The sequence below is a fragment of the Bradyrhizobium sp. 141 genome, from assembly GCF_023074055.1.
GTDB lineage: Bacteria > Pseudomonadota > Alphaproteobacteria > Rhizobiales > Xanthobacteraceae > Bradyrhizobium.
On record NZ_JADPKR010000104.1, the window covers coordinates 92409 to 118814 of the forward strand.

22 protein-coding genes are annotated in these 26406 nt (G+C 66.0%); 8 read left to right on the forward strand and 14 right to left on the reverse strand.

The window, feature by feature from the left end; all coding sequences use genetic code 11:
* Window positions 1-95: 95 nt before the first annotated feature.
* From putA to IVA81_RS33525, 3 genes are all read left to right on the forward strand, one after another.
* Window positions 96-3095: a bifunctional proline dehydrogenase/L-glutamate gamma-semialdehyde dehydrogenase PutA gene (gene putA, locus IVA81_RS33515; RefSeq protein ID WP_247326230.1), complete on the forward strand. Its 3000-nt coding sequence runs from the start codon at window positions 96-98 to the stop codon at window positions 3093-3095.
* A gap of 115 nt (window positions 3096-3210) precedes the next feature.
* Window positions 3211-4416, forward strand: coding sequence for a CoA transferase (locus IVA81_RS33520; RefSeq protein WP_247326231.1), 1206 nt, complete (start codon window positions 3211-3213; stop codon window positions 4414-4416).
* Window positions 4417-4567: 151 nt separating this feature from the next.
* Window positions 4568-5215, forward strand: a complete 648-nt coding sequence (locus IVA81_RS33525; RefSeq protein WP_247326232.1) for a glutathione S-transferase family protein — start codon at window positions 4568-4570, stop codon at window positions 5213-5215.
* Between the two features lie 126 nt (window positions 5216-5341).
* Here IVA81_RS33525 and IVA81_RS33530 read toward each other — a convergent pair whose 3' ends face one another.
* The 6 genes from IVA81_RS33530 to IVA81_RS33555 form a co-directional block, all read right to left on the reverse strand.
* Window positions 5342-5506: a hypothetical protein gene (locus tag IVA81_RS33530; protein WP_247326234.1), complete on the reverse strand. Its 165-nt coding sequence runs from the start codon at window positions 5504-5506 to the stop codon at window positions 5342-5344.
* 24 nt (window positions 5507-5530) lie between these two features.
* Window positions 5531-7066, reverse strand: coding sequence for a hypothetical protein (locus tag IVA81_RS33535; protein WP_247326236.1), 1536 nt, complete (start codon window positions 7064-7066; stop codon window positions 5531-5533).
* A 93-nt stretch (window positions 7067-7159) separates the two neighbouring features.
* Entirely contained in the window at window positions 7160-8173 is a 1014-nt protein-coding gene (locus IVA81_RS33540; protein ID WP_247326279.1) for a hypothetical protein, read from the reverse strand.
* 221 nt (window positions 8174-8394) lie between these two features.
* The gene (locus IVA81_RS33545) at window positions 8395-8892 is read right to left on the reverse strand and encodes a TPM domain-containing protein (RefSeq protein ID WP_247326239.1); all 498 of its coding nucleotides are present in this window, start codon (window positions 8890-8892) and stop codon (window positions 8395-8397) included.
* Between the two features lie 5 nt (window positions 8893-8897).
* Window positions 8898-9794 (reverse strand): YgcG family protein, encoded by an 897-nt coding sequence (locus IVA81_RS33550; protein WP_247326241.1) that lies wholly within the window; start codon window positions 9792-9794, stop codon window positions 8898-8900.
* A 133-nt stretch (window positions 9795-9927) separates the two neighbouring features.
* Window positions 9928-10536, reverse strand: coding sequence for a LemA family protein (locus IVA81_RS33555; RefSeq protein WP_246928152.1), 609 nt, complete (start codon window positions 10534-10536; stop codon window positions 9928-9930).
* Window positions 10537-10800: 264 nt separating this feature from the next.
* Here IVA81_RS33555 and IVA81_RS33560 point away from each other — a divergent pair, with 264 nt between their 5' ends.
* Genes IVA81_RS33560 through IVA81_RS33570 form a run of 3 tightly spaced genes read left to right on the forward strand, consistent with a single transcriptional unit; the run spans window position 10801 to window position 14012 of the window.
* Complete coding sequence (locus tag IVA81_RS33560) at window positions 10801-11655, forward strand: enoyl-CoA hydratase (protein ID WP_247326242.1); 855 nt, start codon at window positions 10801-10803, stop codon at window positions 11653-11655.
* Between the two features lie 5 nt (window positions 11656-11660).
* A complete protein-coding gene (locus tag IVA81_RS33565; RefSeq protein WP_247326243.1) occupies window positions 11661-12800 on the forward strand; it encodes an acyl-CoA dehydrogenase in 1140 nt (379 codons plus the stop codon).
* Window positions 12801-12815: 15 nt separating this feature from the next.
* Window positions 12816-14012: an acyl-CoA dehydrogenase family protein gene (locus IVA81_RS33570; protein WP_247326244.1), complete on the forward strand. Its 1197-nt coding sequence runs from the start codon at window positions 12816-12818 to the stop codon at window positions 14010-14012.
* Between the two features lie 122 nt (window positions 14013-14134).
* Here the strand turns inward: IVA81_RS33570 and IVA81_RS33575 are convergent, their stop codons facing one another.
* The 4 genes from IVA81_RS33575 to IVA81_RS33590 form a co-directional block, all read right to left on the reverse strand.
* A complete protein-coding gene (locus IVA81_RS33575; protein WP_247326245.1) occupies window positions 14135-16456 on the reverse strand; it encodes a xanthine dehydrogenase family protein molybdopterin-binding subunit in 2322 nt (773 codons plus the stop codon).
* Window positions 16457-16583: 127 nt separating this feature from the next.
* Entirely contained in the window at window positions 16584-17684 is a 1101-nt protein-coding gene (locus IVA81_RS33580; RefSeq protein ID WP_247326246.1) for a trypsin-like peptidase domain-containing protein, read from the reverse strand.
* 170 nt (window positions 17685-17854) lie between these two features.
* Entirely contained in the window at window positions 17855-18730 is an 876-nt protein-coding gene (locus IVA81_RS33585) for a dihydrodipicolinate synthase family protein (protein WP_247326247.1), read from the reverse strand.
* A gap of 64 nt (window positions 18731-18794) precedes the next feature.
* A complete protein-coding gene (locus tag IVA81_RS33590; protein ID WP_247326248.1) occupies window positions 18795-19760 on the reverse strand; it encodes a VOC family protein in 966 nt (321 codons plus the stop codon).
* Window positions 19761-19956: 196 nt separating this feature from the next.
* Between IVA81_RS33590 and IVA81_RS33595 the strand changes: the two genes are divergently transcribed.
* Window positions 19957-20814 (forward strand): S1C family serine protease, encoded by an 858-nt coding sequence (locus tag IVA81_RS33595; protein WP_247326250.1) that lies wholly within the window; start codon window positions 19957-19959, stop codon window positions 20812-20814.
* On the forward strand, window positions 20811-21182 hold the full coding sequence (locus IVA81_RS33600) for a helix-turn-helix transcriptional regulator (protein ID WP_247326252.1): 372 nt from the start codon (window positions 20811-20813) through the stop codon (window positions 21180-21182). Before IVA81_RS33595 ends, IVA81_RS33600 begins: the two co-directional genes overlap by 4 nt.
* Window positions 21183-21194: 12 nt before the next feature.
* Here the strand turns inward: IVA81_RS33600 and IVA81_RS33605 are convergent, their stop codons facing one another.
* From IVA81_RS33605 to IVA81_RS33620, 4 genes are all read right to left on the reverse strand, one after another.
* Window positions 21195-22271 (reverse strand): HAMP domain-containing sensor histidine kinase, encoded by a 1077-nt coding sequence (locus IVA81_RS33605; RefSeq protein WP_247326253.1) that lies wholly within the window; start codon window positions 22269-22271, stop codon window positions 21195-21197.
* A complete protein-coding gene (locus IVA81_RS33610) occupies window positions 22258-22950 on the reverse strand; it encodes a response regulator transcription factor (RefSeq protein ID WP_247326255.1) in 693 nt (230 codons plus the stop codon). The genes IVA81_RS33605 and IVA81_RS33610 overlap by 14 nt, the downstream gene beginning before the upstream one ends.
* Window positions 22951-23049: 99 nt before the next feature.
* A complete protein-coding gene (locus IVA81_RS33615) occupies window positions 23050-23496 on the reverse strand; it encodes a hypothetical protein (RefSeq protein WP_247326257.1) in 447 nt (148 codons plus the stop codon).
* A gap of 264 nt (window positions 23497-23760) precedes the next feature.
* Window positions 23761-26100, reverse strand: coding sequence for a Tex family protein (locus IVA81_RS33620; RefSeq protein ID WP_247326259.1), 2340 nt, complete (start codon window positions 26098-26100; stop codon window positions 23761-23763).
* Window positions 26101-26406: the final 306 nt, after the last annotated feature.

Genomic DNA, 26406 nt, shown 5'->3' on the forward strand with positions numbered 1-26406 from the left:
GTTATAGTCTTCATTTTTTACGGCAAACGAGCTCGATTGTCTATCGAACTACGGTAGCTCCGGCATTATCCTGGAATTGAGCTACAGGAGCCGCCATGCCGAACATCCCGCCTCCCTTCACCGCTCCCTACGCGCCCGATGATGTCGAGATCGCCGCGCGGCTGTTGCCGGCGTCGCATCTGGCCCCGCCGCAGGAGGCGCGGATCGACCGCACCGCGACGCGGTTGATCGAGGCGATCCGCAAGCGCGACGACCGGCTTGGTGGGGTCGAGGACATGCTGCGGGAGTTCGCGCTGTCGACCAAGGAGGGGCTCGCGCTGATGGTGCTGGCAGAGGCGCTGCTGCGCGTGCCCGATGCGCGCACTGCCGACCAGTTCATCGAGGACAAGCTCGGCGAGGGTGACTTCATCCACCACGAGACCAAGTCCACCGCCTTTCTGGTCAACGCCTCGGCCTGGGCGCTCGGCCTGTCGGCGCGGGTGATCCAGCCCGGCGAGACGCCCGACGGCACCATCGGCCGGCTGGTGAAGCGGCTCGGCGCGCCGGCGGTGCGCACCGCCACGCGCCAGGCGATGCGGCTGATGGGCAATCATTTCGTGCTCGGCGAGACCATCGAGCAGGCGCTGGAGCGGGGCCGTCCGCGCTCCGGCCAGAAGCCGCGCTATTCCTTCGACATGCTCGGCGAGGCCGCGCGCACGGCGGCGGATGCCAAGCGCTATTTCGATGCCTATGCCAGCGCAATCGAAACCATCGGCAAGGCGGCGGGCAACCATCCCCTGCCCGACCGGCCCGGCATCTCGGTCAAGCTCTCAGCACTGCATCCGCGCTTCGAGGCGATCAGCCGCGAGCGGGTGATGGCCGAGCTGGTGCCGCTGCTGCTGGACCTCGCGCAGCGCGCCAAGGCCCATGACCTCAACTTCACCGTCGATGCCGAGGAAGCCGACCGGCTGGAGTTGTCGCTCGACGTGATCGCGGCAACGCTCGCCGATACGTCACTTGCCGGCTGGGATGGATTTGGCCTCGCGATCCAGGCCTATCAGAAACGCGCCAGCGCGGTGATCGACTATGTCGATGAGCTCGCCCGCGCGCATGACCGCAAGCTGATGGTGCGCCTCGTCAAGGGCGCCTATTGGGACACCGAGATCAAGCGCGCACAGGAGCGCGGGCTCGACGGCTATCCCGTGTTCACGCGCAAGGCGATGACGGATCTCAACTTCGTCGCCTGCGCGACGAAGCTGCTGGCCTTGCGGCCCCGCATCTTCCCGCAATTCGCCACGCACAATGCGCTGACGGTCGCGACCGTGCTGGAGCTCGCGCAAGATGGCGGCGGCTTCGAATTCCAGCGCCTGCACGGCATGGGCGAAGCGCTGTACGAGCAGCTTGCCCAGGATCACCCAGAGATCGCCTACCGCACCTATGCGCCGGTCGGCAGCCATCGCGACCTGCTGGCCTATCTGGTGCGGCGGCTGCTCGAGAACGGCGCCAACTCCTCCTTCGTGGCGCAGGCCGCTGATTATCGCGTGCCGGTGCCAGCGCTGTTGCGACGCCCGGCGGATGCCATCGTCCGGCCGCAACAGGCGGCCCATCCCAAGATTCCGCTGCCCGGCGATCTCTTTGCGCCGGAGCGGCGCAATTCGCGCGGCGTCGAATTCGGCGCGCGCGCCGCGCTTGATCAGTTGCTGGCTGACGTGAAAGCCGAGACGGCTGACCTCAAGCCGATCGCCGATGCCACGCCGGATCAGGCCAACGCGGCGGTGACTGCTGCGCGCGCAGGCTTTGCCGCCTGGAGCCGGACGCCGGCAGCCGTGCGCGCCGCGGCGCTGGAGCAGGCCGCGCATCTGTTGGAGAGCCGCGGTGCCCGTTTCATCGCGCTGCTGCAGGCCGAGGGCGGCAAGACGCTGGACGATGCGCTGTCGGAACTGCGCGAAGCCGCCGACTTCTGCCGCTATTATGCCGCGCAGGGCCGAAAATTGTTCGGAAGCGACGCCGCCTTGCCGGGTCCGACCGGCGAGAGCAATGCGCTCGCGATGCGCGGCCGCGGCGTCTTCGTTGCGATCTCGCCGTGGAATTTTCCGCTGGCGATCTTCCTGGGCCAGGTCACGGCCGCGTTGATGGCCGGCAACAGCGTAGTGGCAAAACCCGCCGAGCAGACGCCGCGGATCGCGCGCGAAGCCGTGGCCCTGCTGCACGAGGCCGGCATCCCCAAGGGCGCGCTACATCTCGTCACCGGCGACGGCAAGATCGGCGCGGCCCTGACGGCACATCCCGATATTGCCGGTGTCGTCTTCACCGGCTCGACCGAGGTCGCGCGCTTGATCAACCGGACGCTCGCTGCCAAGGACGGGCCGATCGTGCCGCTGATCGCGGAGACCGGCGGCATCAACGCCATGATCGCGGATGCCACCGCGCTGCCCGAACAAGTCGCGGACGACGTCGTCACTTCCGCGTTCCGTTCCGCCGGCCAGCGCTGCTCGGCGCTGCGGCTGCTGTTCGTGCAGGAGGACGTCGCCGACCGCATGATCGAGATGATCGCAGGCGCCGCACGCGAGTTGAAGATCGGCGATCCCCGCGACGTCGCAACTCATGTCGGTCCGGTGATCGACGCGGAGGCCAAGCAGCGACTGGATACGCATATCGCGCGGATGACGCGCGAGGCGCGGCCGCACTTTGCCGGCACCGCGCCGGAGGGTTGCTTCGTCGCACCGCACATCTTCGAGCTCAAGGACGCCGGCCAGCTCACCGAGGAAGTGTTCGGTCCGATCCTGCATGTGGTGCGCTATCGTGCGGAGACCCTCGAACGCGTGCTGCAGGCAATCGAGCGCAGCGGCTACGGGCTGACCCTCGGCGTCCACTCCCGCATCGACGACACCATCGAAGCCATCATCGACCGCTTTCAGGTCGGCAACATCTATGTCAACCGCAACATGATCGGCGCCGTGGTCGGCGTGCAGCCGTTCGGCGGCAACGGCCTGTCCGGAACCGGCCCCAAGGCCGGCGGCCCGCACTATCTCGCGCGCTTTGCGACCGAGCAGACGGTGACGATCAACACCGCCGCAGCCGGCGGCAATGCTGCGCTGCTTGCGGGGGAGGAGTGAGGCCCTGCGCCCCACGCCGTTGCATCCCGCGGAAACATCGGTCTAATGCTCTCGTGAAACTCCCGCGCCAATTCCAGCGCGCGGGAAACGACAAGAGCGAGGGAGCGACGCTGCGATGGAAAAAGGCATCTTTTCAGGCCTGAAGGTTCTGGACTGCGCGAGCTTCATCGCAGCGCCCGCGGCAGCGACCGTGCTGTCGGATTTCGGCGCCGACGTCATCAAGATCGAACCGCCCGGTGCCGGCGATCCCTACCGCAATCTGCCGAACCTGCCGGGCTATCCCTCAGGCGAGCACAATTTCGCCTGGCTGCTGGAAGCCCGCAACAAGAAGAGCATCGCGCTCGATCTCGCAAAGCCCGAAGCACAGGCCGTGCTCTACAAGCTGGTCGAAGAGGCCGACGTCTTCATCACCAACATGCCGCCGCCGGTGCGCGCCAAGCTCGGCATCACCTATGACCACCTCGCCCATCTCAACGACCGGCTGATCTACGCCTCCTTCACCGGCTATGGCGAGAAGGGCGAGGAGGCCAACAAGCCCGGCTTCGACAGCAACGCCTATTGGGCACGCTCCGGCCTGATGGACCTCGTGCGCGCCGACACCGACACGACCCCGGCCCGCTCCGTCGCCGGCATGGGCGACCACCCCTGCGCCATGGCGTTCTACGGCGCCATCGTCACCGCGCTCTATCAGCGCGAGAAGACCGGCAAGGGCTCGCATGTCGCCTCCAATCTGATGGCGAACGGGGTGTGGGCGGCGAGCGTGCTGGCGCAGGCAAAGCTCTGCGGCGCCAAGTTCGGCGAGCGCCGTCCGCGCGAGCGCGCACTCAACGCAGTCGCCAACCACTACCAGTGCAAGGACGGCCGCTGGTTGATCCTGTCGCTGCTGAGCGAGGAGAAGCAGTTTCCGACGCTGGCCAAATGCCTGGGGCGCGAGGACCTGATCAATGATCCCCGCTTCGCCACCAAGGCGGACCGCCACGCCCGCTCGGTGGAGCTGATCAAGATCCTGGACGACACCTTTGCAACCAAAGATCTCGCCGAATGGCGCGGGATCCTCGACGGCAGCGGCCTCGTGTTCGGCGTCGTCGCCATTCTCGACGACATCCCGAACGACAAGCAGATGCTCGACAACGAGGTGCTGGTGCCGTTCGAGAACGACACCATGCTCACCATCAACAGTCCGATCTGGATCGACGGCGCCAAGAAGGTTAAGCCGCGCAAGCCGCCCGCCGTGGGCGAGCACAGTGACGAGATTTTGCGCGGCGCGGGATACGACGAGGCGGCGATCAAGCAGCTGCGGAGTTCGGGGGCCGTCGGTTAAGGCGGCGCGCCACCGTCATTGCGAGCGCAGCGAAGCAATCCAGAATCCCACCGCGGATGCATCGCTGGATTGCTTCGCTACGCTCGCAATGACGATGTGGGGCTATCCCGATATAACAATCGGCAAAAACACCCAATGCCGCGAGGTCCGCATGCCCAGCTACCGCCTGCACTACTTCCCCGAATCCGGCAACAGCTACAAGCTGGCGCTGATGCTGACGCTTTGCGGCGAGCCGTTCGAGGGGGTCTGGACCGACTTCGGCGGCGGCGTCACGCGCACGGCTGAATGGCGCAAGGCCGTGAATCCGATGGGGGAGATTCCCGTGCTCGAAATCGACGGCGTGAAAATGACGCAGACTGCGCCGCTTCTGCTCAAGCTCGCCGAGCAATACGGACGCTTCGGCGGCGAGACGGCGGACGAAAAGTTCGAGCTGCTGCGCTGGCTGTTCTGGGACAACCACAAGCTCACCGGCTACATGGCGACCTATCGCTTCATGCGGGCCTTCACCGAGAAGAACGACCCGCAGGTGCTGAAGCATTTCCGCCGCCGGCTCGAGGATTTCCTCGGCATTCTCGACGGACACCTCCAGCACAATGCATTCGCGATCGGCGCGAGGCCGACGGTCGCCGATATCTCGATGATGGCCTATCTGCACTATCCCAGCGACGAGCACGGCTTCGATTTCGCGGCAAGCCATCCTGCCATCCACGCCTGGCTCGGCCGCATGGCCGCACTGCCGGGCTGGAAGCCGGCGTACGAGTTGCTGCCGGGGAAGCGGATGACGAACTACGCGAAGTGAAGGTGCTCGCGCCAAGGCTTCAGTGCCGTCATGGCCGGGCTTGTCCCGGCCATCCACGATCTTTAGCTCGGATACGAGAACGTGGATGCCCGGGACAAGCCCGGGCATGACGAAGGAGAGCGCGGCTTACCTGAGCCCCAACCAGCCGAGTGTGAACAGAATCCCGCCGACGATGACGGCCATCGCGATCGCCCAGATGCTCACGCGGGCACTGCCGGTGACCTGCTTGACTTCTTCATTGCGCGCAATCTCGCGATTGCGCGCTTTGTTGGCGTTGCCCGTGTCCGTCATGAATCATCCAAATCGCTTGTTGGCTTAACGCGTCTTGATGAAGCACATGCCGATGCGTCGTGAGGCCGCGGCAGCCTGACAGGTGAGACCGTTAGCACAGCTCCATGACGTAAAACTCTTGTCGAGCGTTCCCGATCCCGCATCTTGCAGGGAACAATGCGCTCCCCAGCCGTCTTGATATTCGCTCCCCACAAGCTCGCGACTGCCGCGCGTCTGCGGCCGGCTGGCAAATCCGCGTGAGAAATCAGGGCGTTTGCCCGCGACAAACGCAGTCAGGATGTCGCGGCGGCGGAGCTGGTCGCCGAAGAAATGCGGCGAGGCCGGCACGAGAGAAGCGTTGGACGGCCTGTCCGCGAGCCAATCGACGCCGGGGAAATGGAAGCCGCCGACGCCTCGGGTCTGGTGGCAGCCTGAGCAGGTGACGTCGTTGAGACGGCGCTGGAACCCTGCGACCGAACGGATGTTCTGCATGTCCCCGCGCGTGGCCGCCTGCTTCAACGCGCCGACCACGTCGTTGTCGGTGAAGACCGGGTCGTCGCGGCCCTCGCCTTTTCCTTCTCCTTGCACCATGCCGAACTCCGGCTGCAGCGCCGAGGCATCGAGGCCGGCGGGCGTCGGCACCACCGCAGCCCTGGCTAGGAATCTTTCCGGGATCAGCACCGTGCCGCGATCGAATTCGCGCAAGTTCTCGGGTGCGAGCAGCCAGGCCTTGAAGTCGCGCCGAAGCGCATCGTCGGAGAGGATGCGGTCGCGGTCGATCTGGTTCTCCAACACCGCTTCCACGAACTGTTTCGTCGCCGCATCGTACTTGAACACCTTGAGCAGATAGTCAGAGCGGAAATCGTGCAGCGCCGACTTCGCGGCGACCGAGAGCTGGATGTTGGTCTCGATGCGATCGAGCATGGCATCAGTGGGGTGGAAGCGACTGCCGATCAGCCCTTGCCAATCGCCATTGTCGAGCCAGCGCCGCGCGACCTCGGCGCAGGTGATCGGTTTGCCGTCCGCATCCGTCTGGCGTGCATCTCTCGCCTTCATCACCAGATTGAATGTCATCGGCAGGCGCGTCGCGGTCTTGCCGCCGTCGAAACGCGCGAGCCGGTAGATCAAGCGGATTTCGCCGCAGGACTCTTCCGAGACATAGGCGCGGTCCATGCGGTTGACGATACCGGCGAGCACGAAACGCGTGTCGCGGGAATTGAGCACAGTCCGGTCGAACAGCTGCACATCAAAACCTTCGCCGACGCCGATGGTCTCGGTCGGATAGTCCGCCTTCCGCTGGGCGATGTAGCGGTCGAACTCCGCGTCGATCGCTGGCGGAACATCCTTGAGCTGCGACAGCTCCGAAAACAGCAGGTCGGTCGTGAGCGGACGGCCCGCCTCCCGCTCCGGCGACAACAGGCGCGGGATCGTGAGCGCGTCGGCCTCATCGAGCCTGCGCAGCAGCTCGGGATCGGTGATTGCCGTGCCGCGCGTCATCGGCGCGGTGTCCGCTGCCGATAGCGAGGCGGCACCGCCAAACAACGAGGCGGCAGCAACGAGAATTCGCAACGCGCGGCTCATGCCTTAGGTAACACCGCGTCGGGATGCCTATTCAAGCAAAAAGGCGCCTCACACAGTGGTGAAGCGCCTCTTTGGAAGTCGAATATCGAACGCTCAGCGTGCGACGATCAGGCCCTTGCTGGTGACGACCACCCAGCGGCCGTCCTGGCGGCGGATCGCATCGACGCGGCCAACGCCGGGGATGGGATCGCCGGGATAGACCTCGTAGAGACCGTCGCGGCCCTCGATCAGCGCGCCGCCATTGGCGGCGTTGCGCAGCCTCCAGCCCTCGATCGTCGGCAGACGGCCGACCTCGGTCTTCGGCGCGGCGGGCACCGGTGCGGCGGCGGCGGCGGTCGCAACCTGGGTCGGCGCGATCGAGCCGGTGGTCTCCTTGGCGGGCGCCGCGGCTGCAGCCTGCGCAGGCGCGGCGGGCGGCGTGGCGCGGAGCTTGTCGACGGTCTCGGACAGTTTTGCGATCCTGGCCATCGGCTCGGCCTGCGCCTTCTCGAGCTTGTCGAGGCGGTCATTGGCGCGATTGAACTGGCTGACGCCGGTTTTCGAGCTGTGCTCGACACTGGCCTTCAGCGCGACGAGGTCGGCATCGATCCGCGCGACCGAAGCATCCAGCGCGCCGGTGTCGGCGACCTGTACCGGCGCCTGGGCCGGGGCGGCGAAATGCATCATGCCCGCGGTCGCAAGCGCGCCACTGATCGCGCCGACGCAAGCGGCAATCGCCACCACCGCGGCCATCGCCGACAGGCGCCGCTTGCCGCCGGCCTCGCGCGGCTCGTCCGCCTTCACATGCGGGGCGAAATCCTCGCGGTCCCAAGAGCCGTTCCACGACCGCTCCGAGGGCGCCATGACGATGAGCTTGCCGGGCTTCGGCTCGGGCTTGGTCTCGGCTTTGGCTTCGAGCTTCGGCACATCGATCCGTGAAGCCTCGATCTTCGGCGGCTCGACCTTCACCGGATCGGGCTTGACTGGATCAGCTTTGGGCGGCGCCTCGTGGTCGGGGGCAATCGAGGGAGCCTCGATCCCAGCGGCCTCGACGGCCTGCGGCGCGGTCGCAGCAGCTTCGACGACGCCGGCCTGTTCGCCAGTCTTTTGGGCAGCCTGCTCGGGCACTGGTTCGCTCACGGCTCAAATACTCCAGTCTGGGTTGACCTTTTGGTAACTTTCATAGCTTGCGAAATCCTTACCTGCGGACCCGCTTACCGAAATTTTAGGAAGTCATCCGGGGCCGAATTTGGCCGGGAAGATGGAACCGGTGTGGCGGGCGTGAAACAAATTGTAATCGAGCGAAGATGAACGGCGGGGGAATGACGCTATGCAACGATCACGCTCCGTCACATCACGACCGGCGCATCCGGCAGCTCATTCGCATGCGGGCCCTGCGGCGGGAAATGCCGCGCCAGCTCGCGCGAGACCGTCTCGATGCCGGCGATCACGCCGCGCTCGAACTGGCTAGAAGCGAACTCGGTCTCCATCGCGCGACAGATGCTCTCCCACCCCTCGACGCCTACCTTCGCGTCGATGCCGCGATCGGCAACGATCTCGACGTCGCGGTCGGCAAGCAGGAGATAGATCAGGACGCCGTTGTTGTGCGCGGTGTCCCAGATGCGCAGGTGCGAGAACACGTCGAGCGCACGCGCTCGCGCCGGCTGATTGCGGAACAGGGGACGGCCGTCAAGTGCGCCTTCAACCACGAAGCGGACCTGGCCCGAATGGGTGTCTTCGCCTCGCTTGATCGCCTGCTCGATGCGGGCGAGCACGGCTGGCGGAAAGATTTGCTTTGCCCGCCAATGATGCTGCACGAGATGCCTGGCAATGCGCTTGATGCTCATATCCGCTACCAGCTCCCCGAGGCGCCGCCGCCGCCGAAACTGCCTCCGCCGCCGCTGAAGCTGCCGCTGTCGCTGGAAGACGATCCGCTGCTCCAGCCGCCTCCCGAGCTACCGCTCGACCACGAGCCGCCGCGCGAGCGGCCGGTGCCCGGCGTGATCGCCGAAAACAGATCGGCGACAAATCCGATGATGAAGCCGAGGAGTCCGACAGCCGCGGCGAGCGCGGCAGAGCCGAGGATGAACCAGGTGATCGCCGCAATGATGCCCCCGGTCAGCAAGGATCCGAGCAGCCGCCCCAGCATCGCCCGGAAGAACCCGCCGACCCCGATCGAGGCGAACAGCGTCACGATGAAGATCGGCGCGAGATCGTCCAGATTGCCGAAGTTCACGGTGGGAGACGGAACCGGCAGCGGCTCGCCGTCGATGACGCCGATCATGCGATCGACCCCATCCGAGATGCCGCCGCCGAAATCGCCCGTGCGGAACTTCGGCGTGATGATCTCGTCGATGATCCGCCGCGAGGTGACGTCGGTGAGCGCGCCCTCGAGGCCGTAACCGACCTCGATGCGCAAATGCCGGTCGTTCTTGGCGACGACGAGGACCGCGCCGTCGTCGACCTTCTTGCGTCCGATCTTCCAGGCCTCCGCGACGCGGATCGAGAACTGCTCGATCGTCTCCGGCTGCGTGGTCGGCACGATCAGGACGGCGATCTGGCTGCCCTTGCGCGTCTCGAAGTCGCGGAGCTTTTGCGACAGCGAGGCGACGTCGGCGCTGGAGAGAGTCCCGGTCTGATCGACCACGCGGCCGGTGAGTTGGGGGATGGCGACGTCAGCAGAGGCGGGGAAAGTGAGGGCCAGAAAGAGCGCCGCAACGATGGCCACACGCCAGACACTCAGTGTCATCGCCCGGCTTGACCGGGCGATCCAGTATTCCAGAGACGCCGGCGGGATACGGAGGTGCCGCGGCTTACTGGATTCCCCGCTTTCGCGGGGAATGACAGCGGAGCGTGTGGTGTCCATCGGAGCCAGAACGCGCTTACTTCGACGGCGCCGGCGCCGGGTTGAAGTCCACCTTCGGCGCGGTCGAGATCTCCTTCTCGTTTGCGACCGAGAAGTTCGGCTTCTCCTTGTAGCCGAACATCATCGCAGTGAGGTTGCTCGGGAAGGAGCGGATGGTGACGTTATAATCCTGCACCGCCTTGATGTAGCGGTTGCGCGCCACCGTGATGCGGTTCTCGGTGCCCTCGAGCTGCGACATCAGGTCCTTGAACAACGCGTCCGACTTGAGCTGCGGGTAGTTCTCGGTGACGACCAGCAGCCGCGAGAGCGCGCTCGAAAGCTCGCCTTGGGCGGCTTGGAACTTCTGGAAGGCGGCCGGATCGTTCAGCACCTCGGGCGTTGCCTGGATGCTGCCGACCTTGGCGCGCGCATTGGTGACCCCGAGCAGCACGTCCTTCTCCTGCTGCGCAAAGCCCTTCACCGAGTTGACGAGGTTGGGCACGAGGTCGGCGCGGCGCTGATACTGGTTCACAACCTCGGACCAGTTGCCCTTGATCTGCTCGTCCTCGCTCTGAATCGCGTTGTAGCCGCAATTGGTGAGGCTCAGCGAGGCCAGCGCCGCCAGCACGGTCAGGATCTTGCGCATTAAATTTCTCCCGGTGGAATCTGGTGCAAACTACCAGATCGGACACGCGGAGTGTCGAGATTTGTTCCCTCATTCCGGGGCGATGCGAAGCATCGAGCTACGGTGCGCGGTTGCGCACCTGAGAATCTCGAGATTCCGGGTTCGCTTCGCGCCCCGGCATGTGCGTGTCCATACGCCAGCCGACTGACGCAAGCCTCTTGCCTATCTCTGACCGACATAGTCAACTCGACCAAACGATAAGACAGAACACCGGGGGGAAACGTCATGACCTCGTTCGAGACCATCCTCGTGGAGAGGCCGGATCCGGCGATCACCCGGGTCGTGATGAACCGGCCGGAGGCGCGCAACGCGCAGAACTTGCAAATGACCTACGACCTTAACGCCGCCTTCGACGCGGCGGTGCAGGACGATTCGGTCAAGGTGATCATCCTCGCCGGTAACGGCCCGCACTTCTCGTCCGGCCACGATCTGCGTCCCGGTGGCAAGAACAACGCCGGCGTCGATTTTCCACCGACCGGAAATTGGGGCGGTTTTGCTGAACCAAATGCCCATGGCCGCTTCGCGCGCGAGCAGGAAATCTATCTCCAGATCACGCGGCGCTGGCGCAATCTCGCCAAGCCCACAATTGCCGAGGTCCACGGCAAGTGCATCGCCGGCGGGCTGATGCTGGCCTGGGCCTGCGATCTCATCATCGCCAGCGACGATGCGCAGTTCTGTGATCCCGTCGTCACCATGGGCGTCTGCGGGGTCGAATGGTTCGTGCACCCCTGGGAGCTCGGCCCGCGCAAGGCCAAGGAGTTCCTGTTCACCGCCGACAACTGGAGCGCGCAGGAAGCGCACCAGCTCGGCATGGTCAATCAAATCGTGCCGCGCGCGGAACTGTCGTCGCGCGTGCTGGAGCTGGCGAGGCGGATTGCGGCAAAGCCGTCCTTCGCGCTGAAGATGACCAAGGAAGCTGTGAACCGCTCGGTCGACGTGATGGGCCAGCCCGCCGCGATCGACCAGGCCTTTGCGCTGCATCAGCTCTGCCACGCGCACAATCTTCAGGAGTTCGGCATGATCGTCGATCCCTCAGGCCTGCATCCCTCCGTGCGCAAGCCGCCGGCTGCGGCGGAGTAGACACGATGGACCTCAATCTCAGTGACGAGCAAAGGCTGCTGCGCGAGAGCGCGGAGCGCTTCGTGGCCGGAAGCTACGATGCCGATCATCGCCGCAAGATGGCGAACGATCCGCTCGGCTTCAGCCCTGTGGTGTGGAAACAATTCGCAGAGCTCGGCTGGCTGGCGCTGCCGCTGCCTGAAGAGTTCGACGGGCTCGGCGGCAGCGCGGTCGAGATCGGCATCCTGATGGAAGCCTTCGGGCGCGGGCTGGTGTCGGAGCCCTATGTCGCGACCGTGGTGCTGGGAGCCGCACTGATCGCCAGATGCGGCACCAATGAACAGAAACAGACGAGCCTGCCCAAGGTGGCGGACGGATCACTGAAGCTTGCGTTTGCACATTCCGAGCGCGCTGCACGGTTCGATCTCGCCAAGGTCGCCACCAGCGCCAACAAGACGGCACAGGGCTGGCGCCTCGTCGGCAGCAAGATCGCCGTTCTCGACGGGCATGCCGCCGATGAGATCATCGTCTCCGCGCTCATCCATGACCATCACGGCCCTTCGAGGCGGATCGGCCTGTTCGTGGTGCCGGCGACGGCGGAGGGCCTCGCCATCTCCGACTACGCGCGTCTCGGCGGCGGACGCGCCTGCAACATCGGGCTGTCCGACGTGCATCTGCCCGAGGATGCCCTGCTCGGCGACGGCAGCGACGCGCTGCCCACGATTGAATGGGCCGTTGATGGCGCCATGGCCGCGTTAGCTGCGGAAGCCGTCGGCATCATGCAGACGCTGCTCGAGACGACGCTCGAATACACCAAGATCCGAAAGCAGTTCGGCCGGCCGCTGTCGGCCAACCAGGTCATCCGCCATCGCCTCGCCGACATGGCGATGCAGGTCGATGAATCCCGCTCGATGGCGCTGCGCGCCGCGCTGAAGGCCGACAGCCCGCCGGTCGAGCGCGCGCGGGCCGCCTCCGGCGCGAAGGCGAAGATCGGCAAATGCGCCCGCTTCGTCGGCGAGCAGTCGATCCAGCTTCACGGCGGCATGGGCGTCACCGAGGAGCTCGAGGTCGGCGCCTATTTCAAGCGTCTCGTCGCCTTCGACACGCTGTTCGGCGGCAGCGCGCACCATTACGCTCGCCACGCCGAGCTTGGCCGCAGGGCCTGATACTGGGAGAGCCTCATGGACTTCACGTTCAATGCCGAGGAGCGCGCCTTCCAGAGCGAGGTGCGCGCTTTCATCGCGAAGAATCTCACCGAGGAGATGAAGCGCGCGACCGCGCTGACGCCGTCGGTGTTTTCCGATCCCGACATCGGCATGGCCTGGCAGCGTGCGCTGCACCGGCAGGGCTGGGGCGCGCCAGGCTGGCCGGTCGAGCACGGCGGGCCGGACTGGACGCCGGCGCAGCGCTGGATCTTCGAGACCGAGTCCGCACGCGCCGGCGTGCCCAATGTCAACGTGATGGGCGTGAAGATGGTCGGGCCCGTGATCATCGGCTTCGGCAGCGAGGCGCAGAAGAATTTCTACCTGCCGCGGATTCTCTCGGGCGAGGATTATTGGTGCCAGGGCTATTCCGAACCGGGCTCCGGCTCCGACCTCTCCTCGCTGAAGACGCGCGCGGTGCGCGACGGCGACGATTACATCATCAACGGCACCAAGATCTGGACCACGCATGCGCATCATGCCAACCGCATGTTCGCGCTGGTGCGCACCAGCGACGGGCCGCGGCAGCAGGACGGCATCAGCTTCATCCTGATCGACATGAAGACGCCGGGCATCACCACGCGTCCCATTCTCACCATCGGCGGCGACCACGAGGTCAACCAGGTGTTCTTCGACGACGTGCGCGTGCCCATGACCAACCGCGTCGGCGAGGAAGGCAAGGGCTGGACCTACGGCAAATATCTGCTCGAATTCGAGCGCGGCTCGGGCATTGCCTCGGCGAAGCTACGCGAGGGGCTGAAGGCGATCGCGGATCTGGCCGAGTCCGACCTGACCGGCCGCGCGATCGACAGCCCCGATATCGCGACGCGCATCTCGGAGGTCGAAATCGACATCGACGCACTGGAGATGACCGAGCTGCGCGTGCTCTCGGCGCTGCAGACGGGGCAAAATCCCGGCGCGGTGTCGTCGATCCTGAAGCTGCGCAACAGCGAGATCCGGCAGGCCGTGACGCGGCTGGGCGCCGACGTGATCGGCCATGACGCGCTCGCCGTCGAGCCGATGCGCCCGCTCTACCAGCTCAACCACGAGCCGGCGACGCCTGAGGAGATGCTGACGGTGGTGCCGGAATATCTCAACGGCCGCGCCTACACGATCTTCGGCGGCACGTCGGAAATCCAGCGCGATATTATCGCGAAGATGATGCTGGGGATTTGAGGGCTGAGGCTCTCTCCTCCGTCATTGCGAGGAGCTCTTGCGACGAAGCAATCCAGTATCCTTCCAGGGAGGGATTTCTGGATTGCTTCGCTGCGCTCGCAATGACGATGCACTTGAAAGCGCTAACCCGCCTTCGCATCCCGGATCGCCTGCCACACCTTCTGCGGCGTCAGCGGCGTATTCAGCTGGGTGATGCCGAGATCGGCGAGGGCGTCCATCACGCCGTTGGTGACGCAAGGCGGGCCGCCGATGGCGCCGGATTCGCCGCAACCCTTGGCACCGAGCGGATTGGTGCGGCAGGGCGCGGAATCATCCAGCGTCACCACGATCGGCGGAACGTCGTCGGCGCGCGGGATGCAATAATCCTGGTAGCTCGCGGTGAGGAGCTGGCCGTCGGCATCGTAGGAGACGCCCTCATACAGCGCCTGACCGATGCCCTGCGCGACGCCGCCATGAATCTGCCCCGTCACCAGCATCGGGTTCACGGCGACGCCGACGTCGTCGACCGTGGTGTAGCGCACGACCTTGGAAACGCCGGTCTCCGGATCGATCTCGACCTCGCAGATATGCGTGCCGTTGGGCCAGCTCGGACCGTCGACCTCGCCTTCGGAATCGACGCTGAGCCTGGCGCCGCCCTCCTTCTCGGCGATGTCGAACAGGCTGATGCGGCGATCGGTGCCGACCACGGTGAGCATGCCGCCCTGATACTCGATGTCCTCGACCGAGGTCTCCAGCACGTTGGCCGCCTTCTCGCGCGCCTTCTGGATCAGATCGTTGGAGGAGACCGCGACCGCCGTGCCGCCGACGAACAGCGAGCGCGAGCCGACGCTGCCGAAGCCCATCGCAAGATCAGTGTCGCCCTGGACCACGTCGATCTTGTCCATGGCGATGCCGAGCGTGTCGGAGATCATCTGGGTGTAGGTGGTCTGCAAGCCCTGCCCCATCGCCATGGTGCCGGAATGCAGCACGACGCGCCCTTGAGAGGTCGCGTGCAGGCTGACCTTCTCGGTGTGGGCGCGGCCGCCGGTCCATTCGATGTAGGAGGTGAGACCGCGGCCGTAGAGCAGGCCCTTCTTCTTGGCCGCCTTCTTGCGCGCGGCAAACCCGTCCCAATCCGCCAGCTTCACGGCGCGGTCGAGCATGTGGGCGAAGGCGCCGGAATCGTAAACCTGCCCCGCCGCATTGGTGTAGGGCAGCTGCGCCGGCTTGATGTAGTTGGCTTTGCGGATCGCACGCGGATCGATGCCGATCTTTCGCGCGGCGGCGTCGAACAGGCGCTCGACGATGAAGACTGCCTCAGGGCGGCCCGCGCCGCGATAGGCGCCGACGGGCGCGGTGTGGGTCATCACCGACTTCACCTCGAAATGCACCAGCGGCAGGTCGTAGACGCCGGTCTGCACGAACGGCCCGAGCACCAGCGGGATGATATTCGCCGCGCCCGAGGAATAGGCGCCGGTGCAGCCGATCGACTTGACGCGATAGGCCAGCACCTTGCCCTTTTCATCCAGCGCGAAGGACGCCGTCGAGGTGAGATCGCGGCCGTGGGTGCCGCCGACGAACTCGTCGGTGCGGTCGCCGCGCCAGCGGATCTTCTTGTTCAGCTTGGTCGCGGCATAGGCGACGATGCCGTCCTCGGGATAGAGGTTGGTCTTCTGGCCAAAGCCGCCGCCGATGTCGCCGACCAGCACGCGGACGCTGTCCTTGGGACGCTTGAGCACGGCTTCCGCCAGCACGTCACGGGTCGAGGCCGGGGTCTGCGACTGCACATGCAACAGGAGACGTCCGGTCTTCTTGTCGATCTCGGCAATGGTCGAGCGTGGCTCCATCGCGGACGGCACGAGGCGCTGGCTGACGAGATCGAGCTCGACGGTGTGCGCCGCCCTGGCAAAAGCCTCGTCCACCTTGGCGGCATCGCCATAGCTCATGGCGCCGACGATGTTGTCGGGCGCCTCGGGCCATACCACGGGCGCACCGGGCTTGACGGCCTCGACCGGATCGACCACCGCGGGCTGCACGTCATATTCGATCACGATCGCCTCGGCCGCGCTCTGCGCCTCCACGCGCGATGACGCCACCACGGCAGCCACGGCCTCACCGGCGTAACGCACGATCTCGTGGGCCAGCAGCCGGCGCGGCGGCACCGTCATCGGCTTGCCGTCGGGGCGCTTGAAGATGCTCAGCGTCGGGATGCTGCCGACGTCGTCCTTGACGAGGTCGGCGCCGGTGTAGATCGCGGCAACGCCGGGCATCGCGGCGGCCGCGCTGGTGTCGATCGAGGCGATCTTGGCGTGGGCATGCGGCGAGCGCAGCACGTGCAACCACAGCGCGCCGTCCTGCGGCTTGTCGTCGATGAATTGTCCCTTCCCGGTGAGCAGCCGCTGATCTTCCAAACGCTTGACGGGCTGCCCCGCTCCGAAACGCAAATTGCCGGGAAGAATGTTCATTCCGCTCTATCCTTGAAATCCGGAAAACGACCGCGGGGGTTTTAGCCGATTTTACGGGCCAGACAACCGAGCCGCGGCACATCTGCAATGCGCATCAGGGCCCTTGCTGGCGCAGATTGCCGGGGTGTCAGGAACGCTCGATGTCGATGATGCCCACATTCACGTCGCGGCTGTCCGAGCCGCGCTTGACCGTGAGGCGAACGGTCTTCCCCGCCCCGGCCTGTTCGAGCGCATCGGTCAGGTCGGAGAGGCGCCGCACCGGCTTGCCTTCGACCCCTGTGATGATGTCTCCGACCGCGCCGGTCGATAAATTGACGCCGCGAATCCCGGCCCGCTCGGCAGGACTGCCGGGGGCCGTCCGCACCACGATCACGCCTTCGACGCCAAGCCGCGTCGAAACATCCTCGCCGGCGGCCACGATCCCAATGCCGGGCGTTGGCACCCGGCCGCTGCGGATGAGCTCGGGGACAATCCGGTTCACGACATCGACCGGCACCGCAAAGCCGATGCCGGCGTTCGACCCCGACGGCGAGATGATCGCCGTCGTGACGCCGATCAGCCGGCCGGCGGAATCCAGCAGCGGTCCGCCCGAATTGCCCGGGTTGATCGCGGCATCGGTCTGGATGACGTTGGCAATCTCCCGGCCGCCATGGGTCGGAAGCCTGCGCTTGAGCGCGCTGATGATGCCGCTCGTCATCGACTGGTCCAGCCCGAAGGGATTGCCGATTGCGAAAGCGGATTGCCCGACCTTCAGGTCGTTCGAACTGCCGAGCGCAATCGGAGGCGGAAGCTGGCGCACGCTGCGGATCCGCAGCACTGCAAGATCGTAATTGGGGGCGGTGCCGACAAGGTCGACCTCAGCCACCTCGCCCGATGCAAAGCGCACGGCGATCTCGCCGCCATTGGCCACGACGTGATTGTTCGTCACGAGGTGCCCCTCGCGGTCCCAGACGAATCCCGTGCCGGACGCGCCGCCCTGCCCTTCCTCGCCCATGAGAGGACTGGCCGTCGATTTCACCGCCACCTGGACGACCGAAGGCGACACGCGTTCGAAGATGTCGATGGTCGCCTTTTCGCCATCGGACAGCGGCCCGCGCTGCTCGACCGCACGTGCGGAGGACGCCGCCCATGGGACATGCAGGATCGGGACATGCAGAATCTTCGCGGCAGTGACGGCGAGCAGCAGGGCGGCAAAGGCTGCCGCGGCAATCGCATAGCGACGATTCATCGGTGATCACCGGTCTTGTGCTGAATCCAGCCTGGGATGCACATGCATGGCGTGACAGACCCGGGCTCACGCAGCAACGTCGCAAACGCACGGAAGTTTCTCAGTCGGGCAGCTAAGGGCTTTTTTGGCGCCCACACGGGTGCCGGGGCATATTGCCGCGTGGCAACAAACTATGTCAGCTCGCGCAACGCCGATTCCACCACCTTACGCGCCTCCGCCGTCAGCGGAGCCTGCGGCGGGACGGGATCGCCGACCTCGTAGCCCTGGCTCGCCAGCCCCGCCTTGATGCAGGCGGCGAGGTTGAAGCGGGCGAAGGCCTCGTTGATGCGCCACAGCCGCCGCTGCAGCGCCATGGCCTCGTCCCAACGGCCGGCCTTACAGAGGTCGTAGAGCGCGACGCTCTGGCGCGGGATGATGCAGGCCGGGCCTGCCATCCAGCCGAAGCCGCCGATCAGCATCACCGCAGCCGGGATATGGGCGGAGGCCGAGAACACGCGCAAGGAATCGCCGCAGCGGTTCATGATCGAGAGCAGCCGGCCCGTATTGGTCGAGGCGTCCTTGATGTAGCCGATGCGCGGATGCTTGGCGAGGCGTGCGATGATGTCGAGGGTGAGATCGGAGCGCTGGAATTGCGGATTGGTGTAGATGACGACGGGAATGTCCACCGCGTCCGCGATGGCGCGGAAGTAGGATTCGACCTGGGCGTCAGTGAGCGGAAAATAGGCCTCCAGAATCGCCAGGATGCCGTCGGCGCCGAGTTTCTGGTACGCTTTCGCCTGCGCCACAGCATCCGCCGTCGAGGTCGAGGCGACGCCCGCGATGACAGGCACGCGGCCCTTCGCGGCCTCGATGGTGGTCCGCACGACCGCGGTCCGTTGCGCGGCATTGAGATAGGCGAATTCGCCGGTCGAGCCGAGCGGCGTCAGCCCATGCACGCCGGCGCCGATCAGATCGTCGCAGAGCTTGCCGAGGACTTCGGTGCGGACCGCGCCATCGGCATTGACGGGCGAGACGAGATAGGGAAAGACGCCGTGGAATTCGGACATGTCGGTGAGGACCCCGAGCGCTGGTTTGCGCCTGCTGGGTCTTTACCAACGCCCGCGCTCGCGATCAAACCCTGAGAAGCCGCACCTTCGTGCCCCAGGGATCGGCGGCCTCCACGCCGCTGGCGAGCGTTGTCACCCGCACGCCGCCCTTGCGCAGGCGCTCCTCCTGCGCGGCGAGAATGTCCGGCTTCTCCGTCACCAGCGAGAACCAGGCAAGGCCCGTCATCTGATCGTCGCGCTGGCCCGCGCCCTGGCTCTGCCAGACGTTCATTCCAAGGTGATGATGATAACGGCCCGACGACAGGAACGCCGCGCCGCTGCGGCTGCGGGTCGGATCGAGGCCGATGTTGCCATGATAGAAGTTTCCGGCCTGAGCAAGATCGCCGACACGCAGATGCATGTGGCCGATGCGTAGTCCATCCGGCGCTTTGGCATAATCAGGCACGCGCGTGTTGGTCAGCGACAGCAAATCGGGGATGTTGAGCTCGTCGCTCGCCATCTTCACGCTGCCCTCGCTCCACTGCCATTGCGAGGGATCACGGTCAGCATAGACCTCGATGCCGTTGCCTTCGGGGTCGTCGAGATAAACGGACTCGCTGACGAGATGATCGGCAAAGCCCGACAGCTTCACGCGGTGCGAGGCGGCGTGAACAAGCCAGCGCGCCAGGTCCTTGCGGGTCGGCATCAGGAAGGCGGTGTGGTAGAGGCCGGCGGCGTTGCGCGGCTCGATTGCCGCATCGGGACGGGCTTCCAGCACCAGCAGCGTGATGCCTGATGTGCCGAGCCTGGCGGCGGCTCCCGAACGCTCCATCACGGTGAGCCCGATCACGTCGCGGTAGTAATCCGCAACCTTGTCGAGATTCTTCACCCGGAGCGTCACCATGCCGACCCGCATCGGCGTGCGGCTGGCATAGGTCGGCCCGCCGCCCTGCGGAGCGCCCTCGGCGCGCGCCGCAGCCGCGGCTGCCATTGCAAGCGAGGTCGCGCCGGCGAGTTGCAGCAGGGTACGGCGGGTGAGATCGATGGTCATCAGTCAGGACTCGCTCAAAAGGCTTAAGGCCGTGCGGCGCAATGTTCAGGCGATTGCTACACGTTCCCGTGAGGCGGTCCCAATCACATGTTCGTCGGCCGTGGTGCTACGGAGGCCTATCCCTGTCCTGGCCACCCGGCCAGTTTCGCAATCGCCCGCGACATCCCAGATTGAGGACAACTTACAGGAGCTTACCATGACCGACCTTACCGCCCTGTCGTCCGCCCTCGCGGATGTGGTGGCGCGCACCGCGCCCTCAATCGTCTCCGTGCACTCGCATCGCTCCCGTGCCACCGGCTTTGTCTGGAAGGCAGGCCTGATCGTCACCGCCGACGAGGCGCTGGCCGACGAGGGCGAAGTCGAGATCGGCCTCCCCGACGGCAGCCGCGTGGCTGCCACGATCGCCGGCCGCGACCATACGACCGATATCGCGCTGCTCCGCGCCGACATTGCGACGGCCCCGGTCAAGCTCGCCGCAGCCGTCCCGCCGTTGGGTGCCTTGTCGGTGGTGGTCGCAACCCATCGCGATGCGCCGAGCGCGGCGCTCGGGATGGTGTCGGCGTCCGGCAACAGCTGGCGCTCCTTGCGCGGCGGCGACATCGATGCGCGGATCGAGCTCGACGTCCGCCTGCGTCCTGCCCAGCAGGGCGGTCTTGCGCTCGATGCATCGGGCGGAGCCTTCGGCATGGCCGTACTCGGCCCGCGGCGCGTGCTGGTGATCCCGACAGCGACGATCGAGCGCGTCGCGCCGCAGCTCGAGGCCCGTGGCCGCATCGCGCGCGGATACCTCGGCCTCGGGCTGCAGCCGGTGCGGCTCGACGACGGCATCGGCGCGATGGTGATGAATGTCGACAAGGCCGGACCTTCGGCCGCAGCCGGCATCCGCCAGGGCGACGTGATCGTGGCGGTCAACGACCAAAAGCTCTCCGGCGTGCGTGCGCTGTCGCGTACGCTGGGCCCTGCGAGCGTCGGCGCGGTGGTCGATGTCGCGGCGCGCCGCGGCGGCGAGCCGGTCAGCTTCAAGGTCACGGTCGGCGAGAGGCCGGAGGCGTGAGCGAGGACAAGACGTCGGAGATCGTGCTCGCTTTGGAGATCGACGACCCCGCGCTCGCGGATCGCCTGGCGGCCTTGCTCGGCAATGTCGCCGGGCTTCGTCTTGCCGGGCCCGGCGAGCAGGCCGCCGCGGCGATCGTCGCCCGCGATGCGCGCGTCATGCCCGAGGACATCGCGCTGACGCAGCGCGAGCTCGACGTGCTCGCGCTGATGGCCGAGGGTGCCTCCAACAAGATGATCGCGCGCCGGCTCGGCATCTCCGTGCACACCGTCAAATTCCATGTCGGCTCGCTGCTCGACAAGCTGGACGCCACCGGACGCACCGACGCGGTGGCGCATGCGGCACGCCGTGGTGTGATCGAGCTGTGATGCCACCGGGCCTCACTTCGCCGATATCACGGGGAAGCTGAGCTGCACCATCAGTCCCGGCGCCTTGTCGTGCAGCGCGATCTCGGCGCCGTGAAGGCGCGCGACGGCCGCCACCAGACTGAGGCCAAGCCCATTGCCCGGCGTGTAGCGGCTCTGTTCGAGCCGATAGAAGCGCTTGAAGACGTGATCGCGCTGCTCGGCCGGAATGCCCGGACCATCGTCCGCAACGGCGATCACCGCGCCACCGTCGGCGCTGCGGCAGGTCACCGTCACCTGCCCGCCCGGCCGGCCGTGCTTGATCGCATTGTCGACGAGATTGGCGATGGCATCGAACAGCAGGTCGCGATCGCCCGTGATCGGCACCTTTCGGTCTCCGGCAAGGCTGAGCCTTGTGGCGACCTGTTCGGCGGCGGCATCGTAGAGCTCGACGACCTCGCCGGCGATCTCGGCGAGGTCAAGCGCGCGGAAGGCGCCGGTGCGGGCACGCGTCTCGATCTCCGAGATCCGGGTGATGGAGGCGAACATGCCAAGCACGGCGTCGAGATCGGCGATGGTGTCGCCGATCAGCGCCGCGTCCGCCTCGCCGTTGCGCTCGTGATGATAGGCCTTTTCCAGCCGGCCGCGCATCCGCGTCAGCGGCGTGCGCAGATCGTGGGCGACGTTGTCGCTGACCTGCTTGACCTCGCCCATCAGCGTCTCGATGCGGTCGAGCATCTGATTGAGGCTTTCGGCGACACGGTCCCATTCGTCGTTGCTGCCGCGCAAGGGGATGCGCTGATCGAGGCCGGCGAGCATGATGGCGCGGCTGGTGGCATTGATCTGTTCGATCCGCCCCACCGTGCGCCGCGTCACCAGCACGGCCGCAAGGCCCGCGAGCACCAGCAGCAGCACGGCGACGGCGGCCATCGCGAGCTCGATCATGCCGGTGAAGCCGTCATGGTCGACGGCGTGGCCGAGCCGGCTCTCCACATAGGCCAGCGTGCCGAAATAGACATAGGCCATGATCGCCGCGACGATCAGCCCGAACGCGGCGATCGCGATCAGCGCCAGACGGAAGGTCGAGGACCGGAGCGTCTTAGCCAGGAGCACGGAGGCAATATCCGATGCCGCGGATGGTGTGGATCAGCGGATAGGCCTGGGCATCGTCGACCTTGCGGCGAACGCGCCCGACATAGACGTCGATGATGTTGGTGGAGGGGTCGAAATGCAGGTCCCAGACGTGCTGGAGCAACATCGCGCGGGAGACGACGCGGCCCTCGTTGCGGACGAGATATTCGAGCAGTTGAAACTCGCGCGGCAGCAGCGGAATCTTGCGGCCGCGGCGGCTGGCGTTGCGCGAGATCAGGTCGACGGCGAGATCGCCGACCCGCAGCAGCGTCTCCTTGGCGATGGTCTCGCTACGGCGGCCAAGGGCCTCCAGCCGCGCCAGCAATTCGGTGAATGAGAACGGCTTGACGAGATAGTCGTCGCCGCCGGCACGCAGGCCACGCACGCGGTCATCGACCTCGCCGAGCGCGGAAATGATCAGGAACGGCGCGGCAACGCCGTCGTCGCGCAGTTGCCGCATCACGCTGATGCCGTCGACATCGGGCAGCATCCGGTCGATCGTGATCACGGCATAGTCGCGCGCGGCGCCGTGGCTCAGGGCTTCGCGGCCGCTCGCAGCGAGATCGACCTCGTATCCCGAGATCGTCAATTCCTCGACGAGCTGGCCTGCGGTTTCCGGATCGTCCTCGACGACCAGGATGCGACGGTGACCTCCGGTCATGACAAACTCCGGGCGACGATCGCCACCAGACTATCCCGTTCCGGGGCTGGACGGAACCGCCCGGTGGCGACCGCGACAATGGTGCGGTACGCGATGCGACTACCAATAGTTTCCGCACACATTGACCCATTGCCATCCATAGGGCGTCCAGCTCCTGCGCCAGCAACCATCGCTATAGCCGGCGTAGAAAAAGGGCGCGCCGAAGACGGCGAAACGGCGGAAGTGATGATGATGGAAGGCGTGGCGACCGTGCCAGCCGGCGCCGGCGAAACGCGGCCCGATCGCTGCGTGCGCGAAGCGTGCCCCGCCGAAGCCGGGACCGCCGACATGGGCGAAGCGCGCGCCGCCCATCCCGCCGGCACGCATGCCGCCAAAGCCGCCTGCGTGCATGCCGCCACTGAAATGCCCGCCGCCGCCGAAATGGCCGCCACCGCCAAAGCCGCCGTGACCTCCGCCACCGCCGCCACGGGCCAGCACAGGTGAAGCGAACGCCACCATCGCGGCGAGCGTCGCCGCGGTGAGGCCTTTGAGAAGCCTGTTGCTCATCGAACCATCCTCCTTGCAGTGCGGCGGTCTCTGCGCCGCACGAGGACGATCAGATGAAAGGAAGGAACAGGCAGCTTCAACTTACAAACACGCCAGATTCTGACGCGGGTGTTAGGGAGGCGCGCCCCGCTCTCTCCTCGTCATTGCGAGGAGCCCTTGCGACGAAGCAATCCAGACTGTCCCGGCGGAGACAGTCTGGATTGCTTCGCTGCGCTCGCAATGACGGCGCGGATGGAGCTTGCCCTATTCAGGCCTGCTCAGCTGCTACGCCCGCTTGCCGTTGTTCTTCTCCGCAGCGCGGCGGAGTGCTTCGGCGAGCGCCCCACCGCCGCCGGAGGATTCCTGCTTGCGGGGTGCAGAGGAGGTCATGCGCGACGGGTTGCGCGAGCTGTTGTCGCGCTGCATGCCGGGGGAGTCCTTCTTGGCGCCGACCTCGTCGTCGAGGCGCAGCGTCAGCGAGATGCGCTTGCGGGCGACTTCGAAGTCCAGAACCTTCACCTTGACGATGTCGCCGGGCTTCACCACCTCGCGCGGATCCTTGATGTAGGTCTTGGACATCGCCGAGATGTGCACGAGCCCGTCCTGGTGCACGCCGATGTCGACGAAGGCGCCGAACGCGGCGACGTTGGTCACAGTGCCCTCGAGGATCATGCCCTTCTTGAGATGCTTGATCTCCTCGACGCCCTCCATGAACACCGCGGCCTTGAACGCCGGACGCGGGTCGCGGCCGGGCTTTTCCAATTCACGCAGGATGTCGGTGACGGTCGGCAGACCGAAGGTCTCGTCGACGAAGTCCTTCGGCTTCAGCGTGCGCACGATCTCGCTGCTGCCGATCAGCGCCTTGATGTCGCTCTTGGTGGCGCTGAGAATCCGCCGCACCACCGGATAGGCTTCCGGATGCACGCCGGAAGCATCAAGCGGGTCCTCGCCGCCGAGAATGCGCAGGAAGCCCGCGCATTGCTCGAACGCCTTCGGCCCGAGCCGCGGCACGTCCTTGAGCGCCTTGCGCGACTTGAACGGGCCGTTGGCGTCACGGTGCGCGACGATGCTCTGAGCAAGGCCGGAGCCGACGCCCGACACGCGCGCGAGCAGCGGCGCCGAGGCGGTGTTGACGTCGACGCCGACCGCGTTGACGCAGTCTTCGACCACGGCATCGAGCGATTTTGCCAGCTTGGCCTGGCCGAGATCGTGCTGGTATTGACCGACGCCGATTGCCTTTGGCTCGATCTTGACAAGCTCGGCCAGCGGATCCTGGAGCCGCCGTGCGATCGAGACCGCGCCGCGCAGGGTGACGTCGAGGCCCGGCAGTTCCTCCGAGGCGAAAGCCGAGGCCGAATAGACCGACGCACCGGCCTCCGACACCACGATCTTGGTCATCTTCAGCTCGGCCAGACCCTTGACGAGATCGCCTGCGAGCTTGTCGGTCTCGCGCGAGGCGGTGCCGTTGCCGATCGCGATCAGCTCGACGCGATGCTTCAACGCGAGCTTGCCGAGGATCGCGAGCGACTCGTTCCATTGCCGCTGCGGCTCGTGCGGATAGATCACCGCGGTATCGACGACCTTGCCGGTCGCATCGGTGACGGCGACCTTGACGCCGGTGCGGTAGCCGGGATCCAGCCCCATGGTGACGCGGGTGCCGGCCGGCGCGGCCAGCAGGAGATCGCGCAAATTGGACGCGAACACGCGCACGGCCTCGGTCTCGGCGGCGTTCCACAGCCGCATGCGCAGGTCGATGTTGAGATGCACCTGGATCTTGGTGCGCCAGGCCCAGCGCACGGTGTCGATCAGCCAGCGATCGCCGGCGCGCTTGAGGTCGGCGATGCCGAACCGCTTCATGATCTTCAATTCATAGGCGCTCGGCACGCCCGGCGGCGGCGCCTCGGCCTCGGCCTGGATTTGCAGGTCGAGGATCTCTTCCTTCTCGCCGCGGAACATCGCGAGGATGCGGTGCGACGGCAATTTGGTCAGCGGCTCGGAGAACTCGAAATAGTCGGCGAATTTTTCGCCCTCGGTCTTCTTGCCGTCGCGCACCTTGGACGCCATGCGCGCGTTGCTCCACATCTCCTCACGAAGCGCGCCGATCAAATCGGCGTCCTCGTCGAACCGCTCGACCAGGATGGCGCGGGCGCCGTCCAGCGCGGCGGCGGCATCCGCAACGCCCTTCTCGGCATTGACGAAGCTTTCCGCCACCACCTTCGGATCGTTGGTGGGCTCCGCCATCAGCTGATTGGCGAGCGGCTCGAGGCCGGCTTCCTTGGCAATCTCCGCCTTGGTGCGGCGCTTGGGCTTGAACGGGAGATAGATGTCCTCGAGGCGGGCCTTGCTGTCGGCGGCGAGAATGGAGGCCTCGAGTGCGGCATCGAGCTTGCCCTGCTCCCGAACTGATTCGAGGATGGCCTTGCGGCGGTCTTCGAGCTCGCGCAGGTAGACCAGGCGCTCTTCCAAAGTGCGCAATTGCGCGTCGTCGAGGGCACCGGTCGCTTCCTTGCGGTAGCGGGCGATGAAGGGAACCGTGGCGCCGCCGTCGAGCAGCGTCACCGCCGCCTCGACCTGCTCGGCGCGAACCCCAAGCTCTTGCGCAATTTTCTGGTTGATATTTGCCACGCGAGAATCCCTCTATCCAAGCACGCAATACGGGGGCGAACCACCGACCACGGGACGCCGCTTATGGACCAACCGGGGTTGATTCATCAAGGTACCGCGGACGACCGTCGACAGGGGATTTTTTGTTGATGGGATGCGATCTCGCCACAATTTTGGGAATGCCGGCAACTCCATCTCTTGCGTCGCGGCAAACCAAAGTAGTCAACCCGTCATCCTGAGAGCTTGTGACCCTATGAGTTGCGGGCGCGCTATTTGGCTCGGTGGGACGATAGCAATCGGGCGGTAGGCCTCAAGGTTGGTGGGATT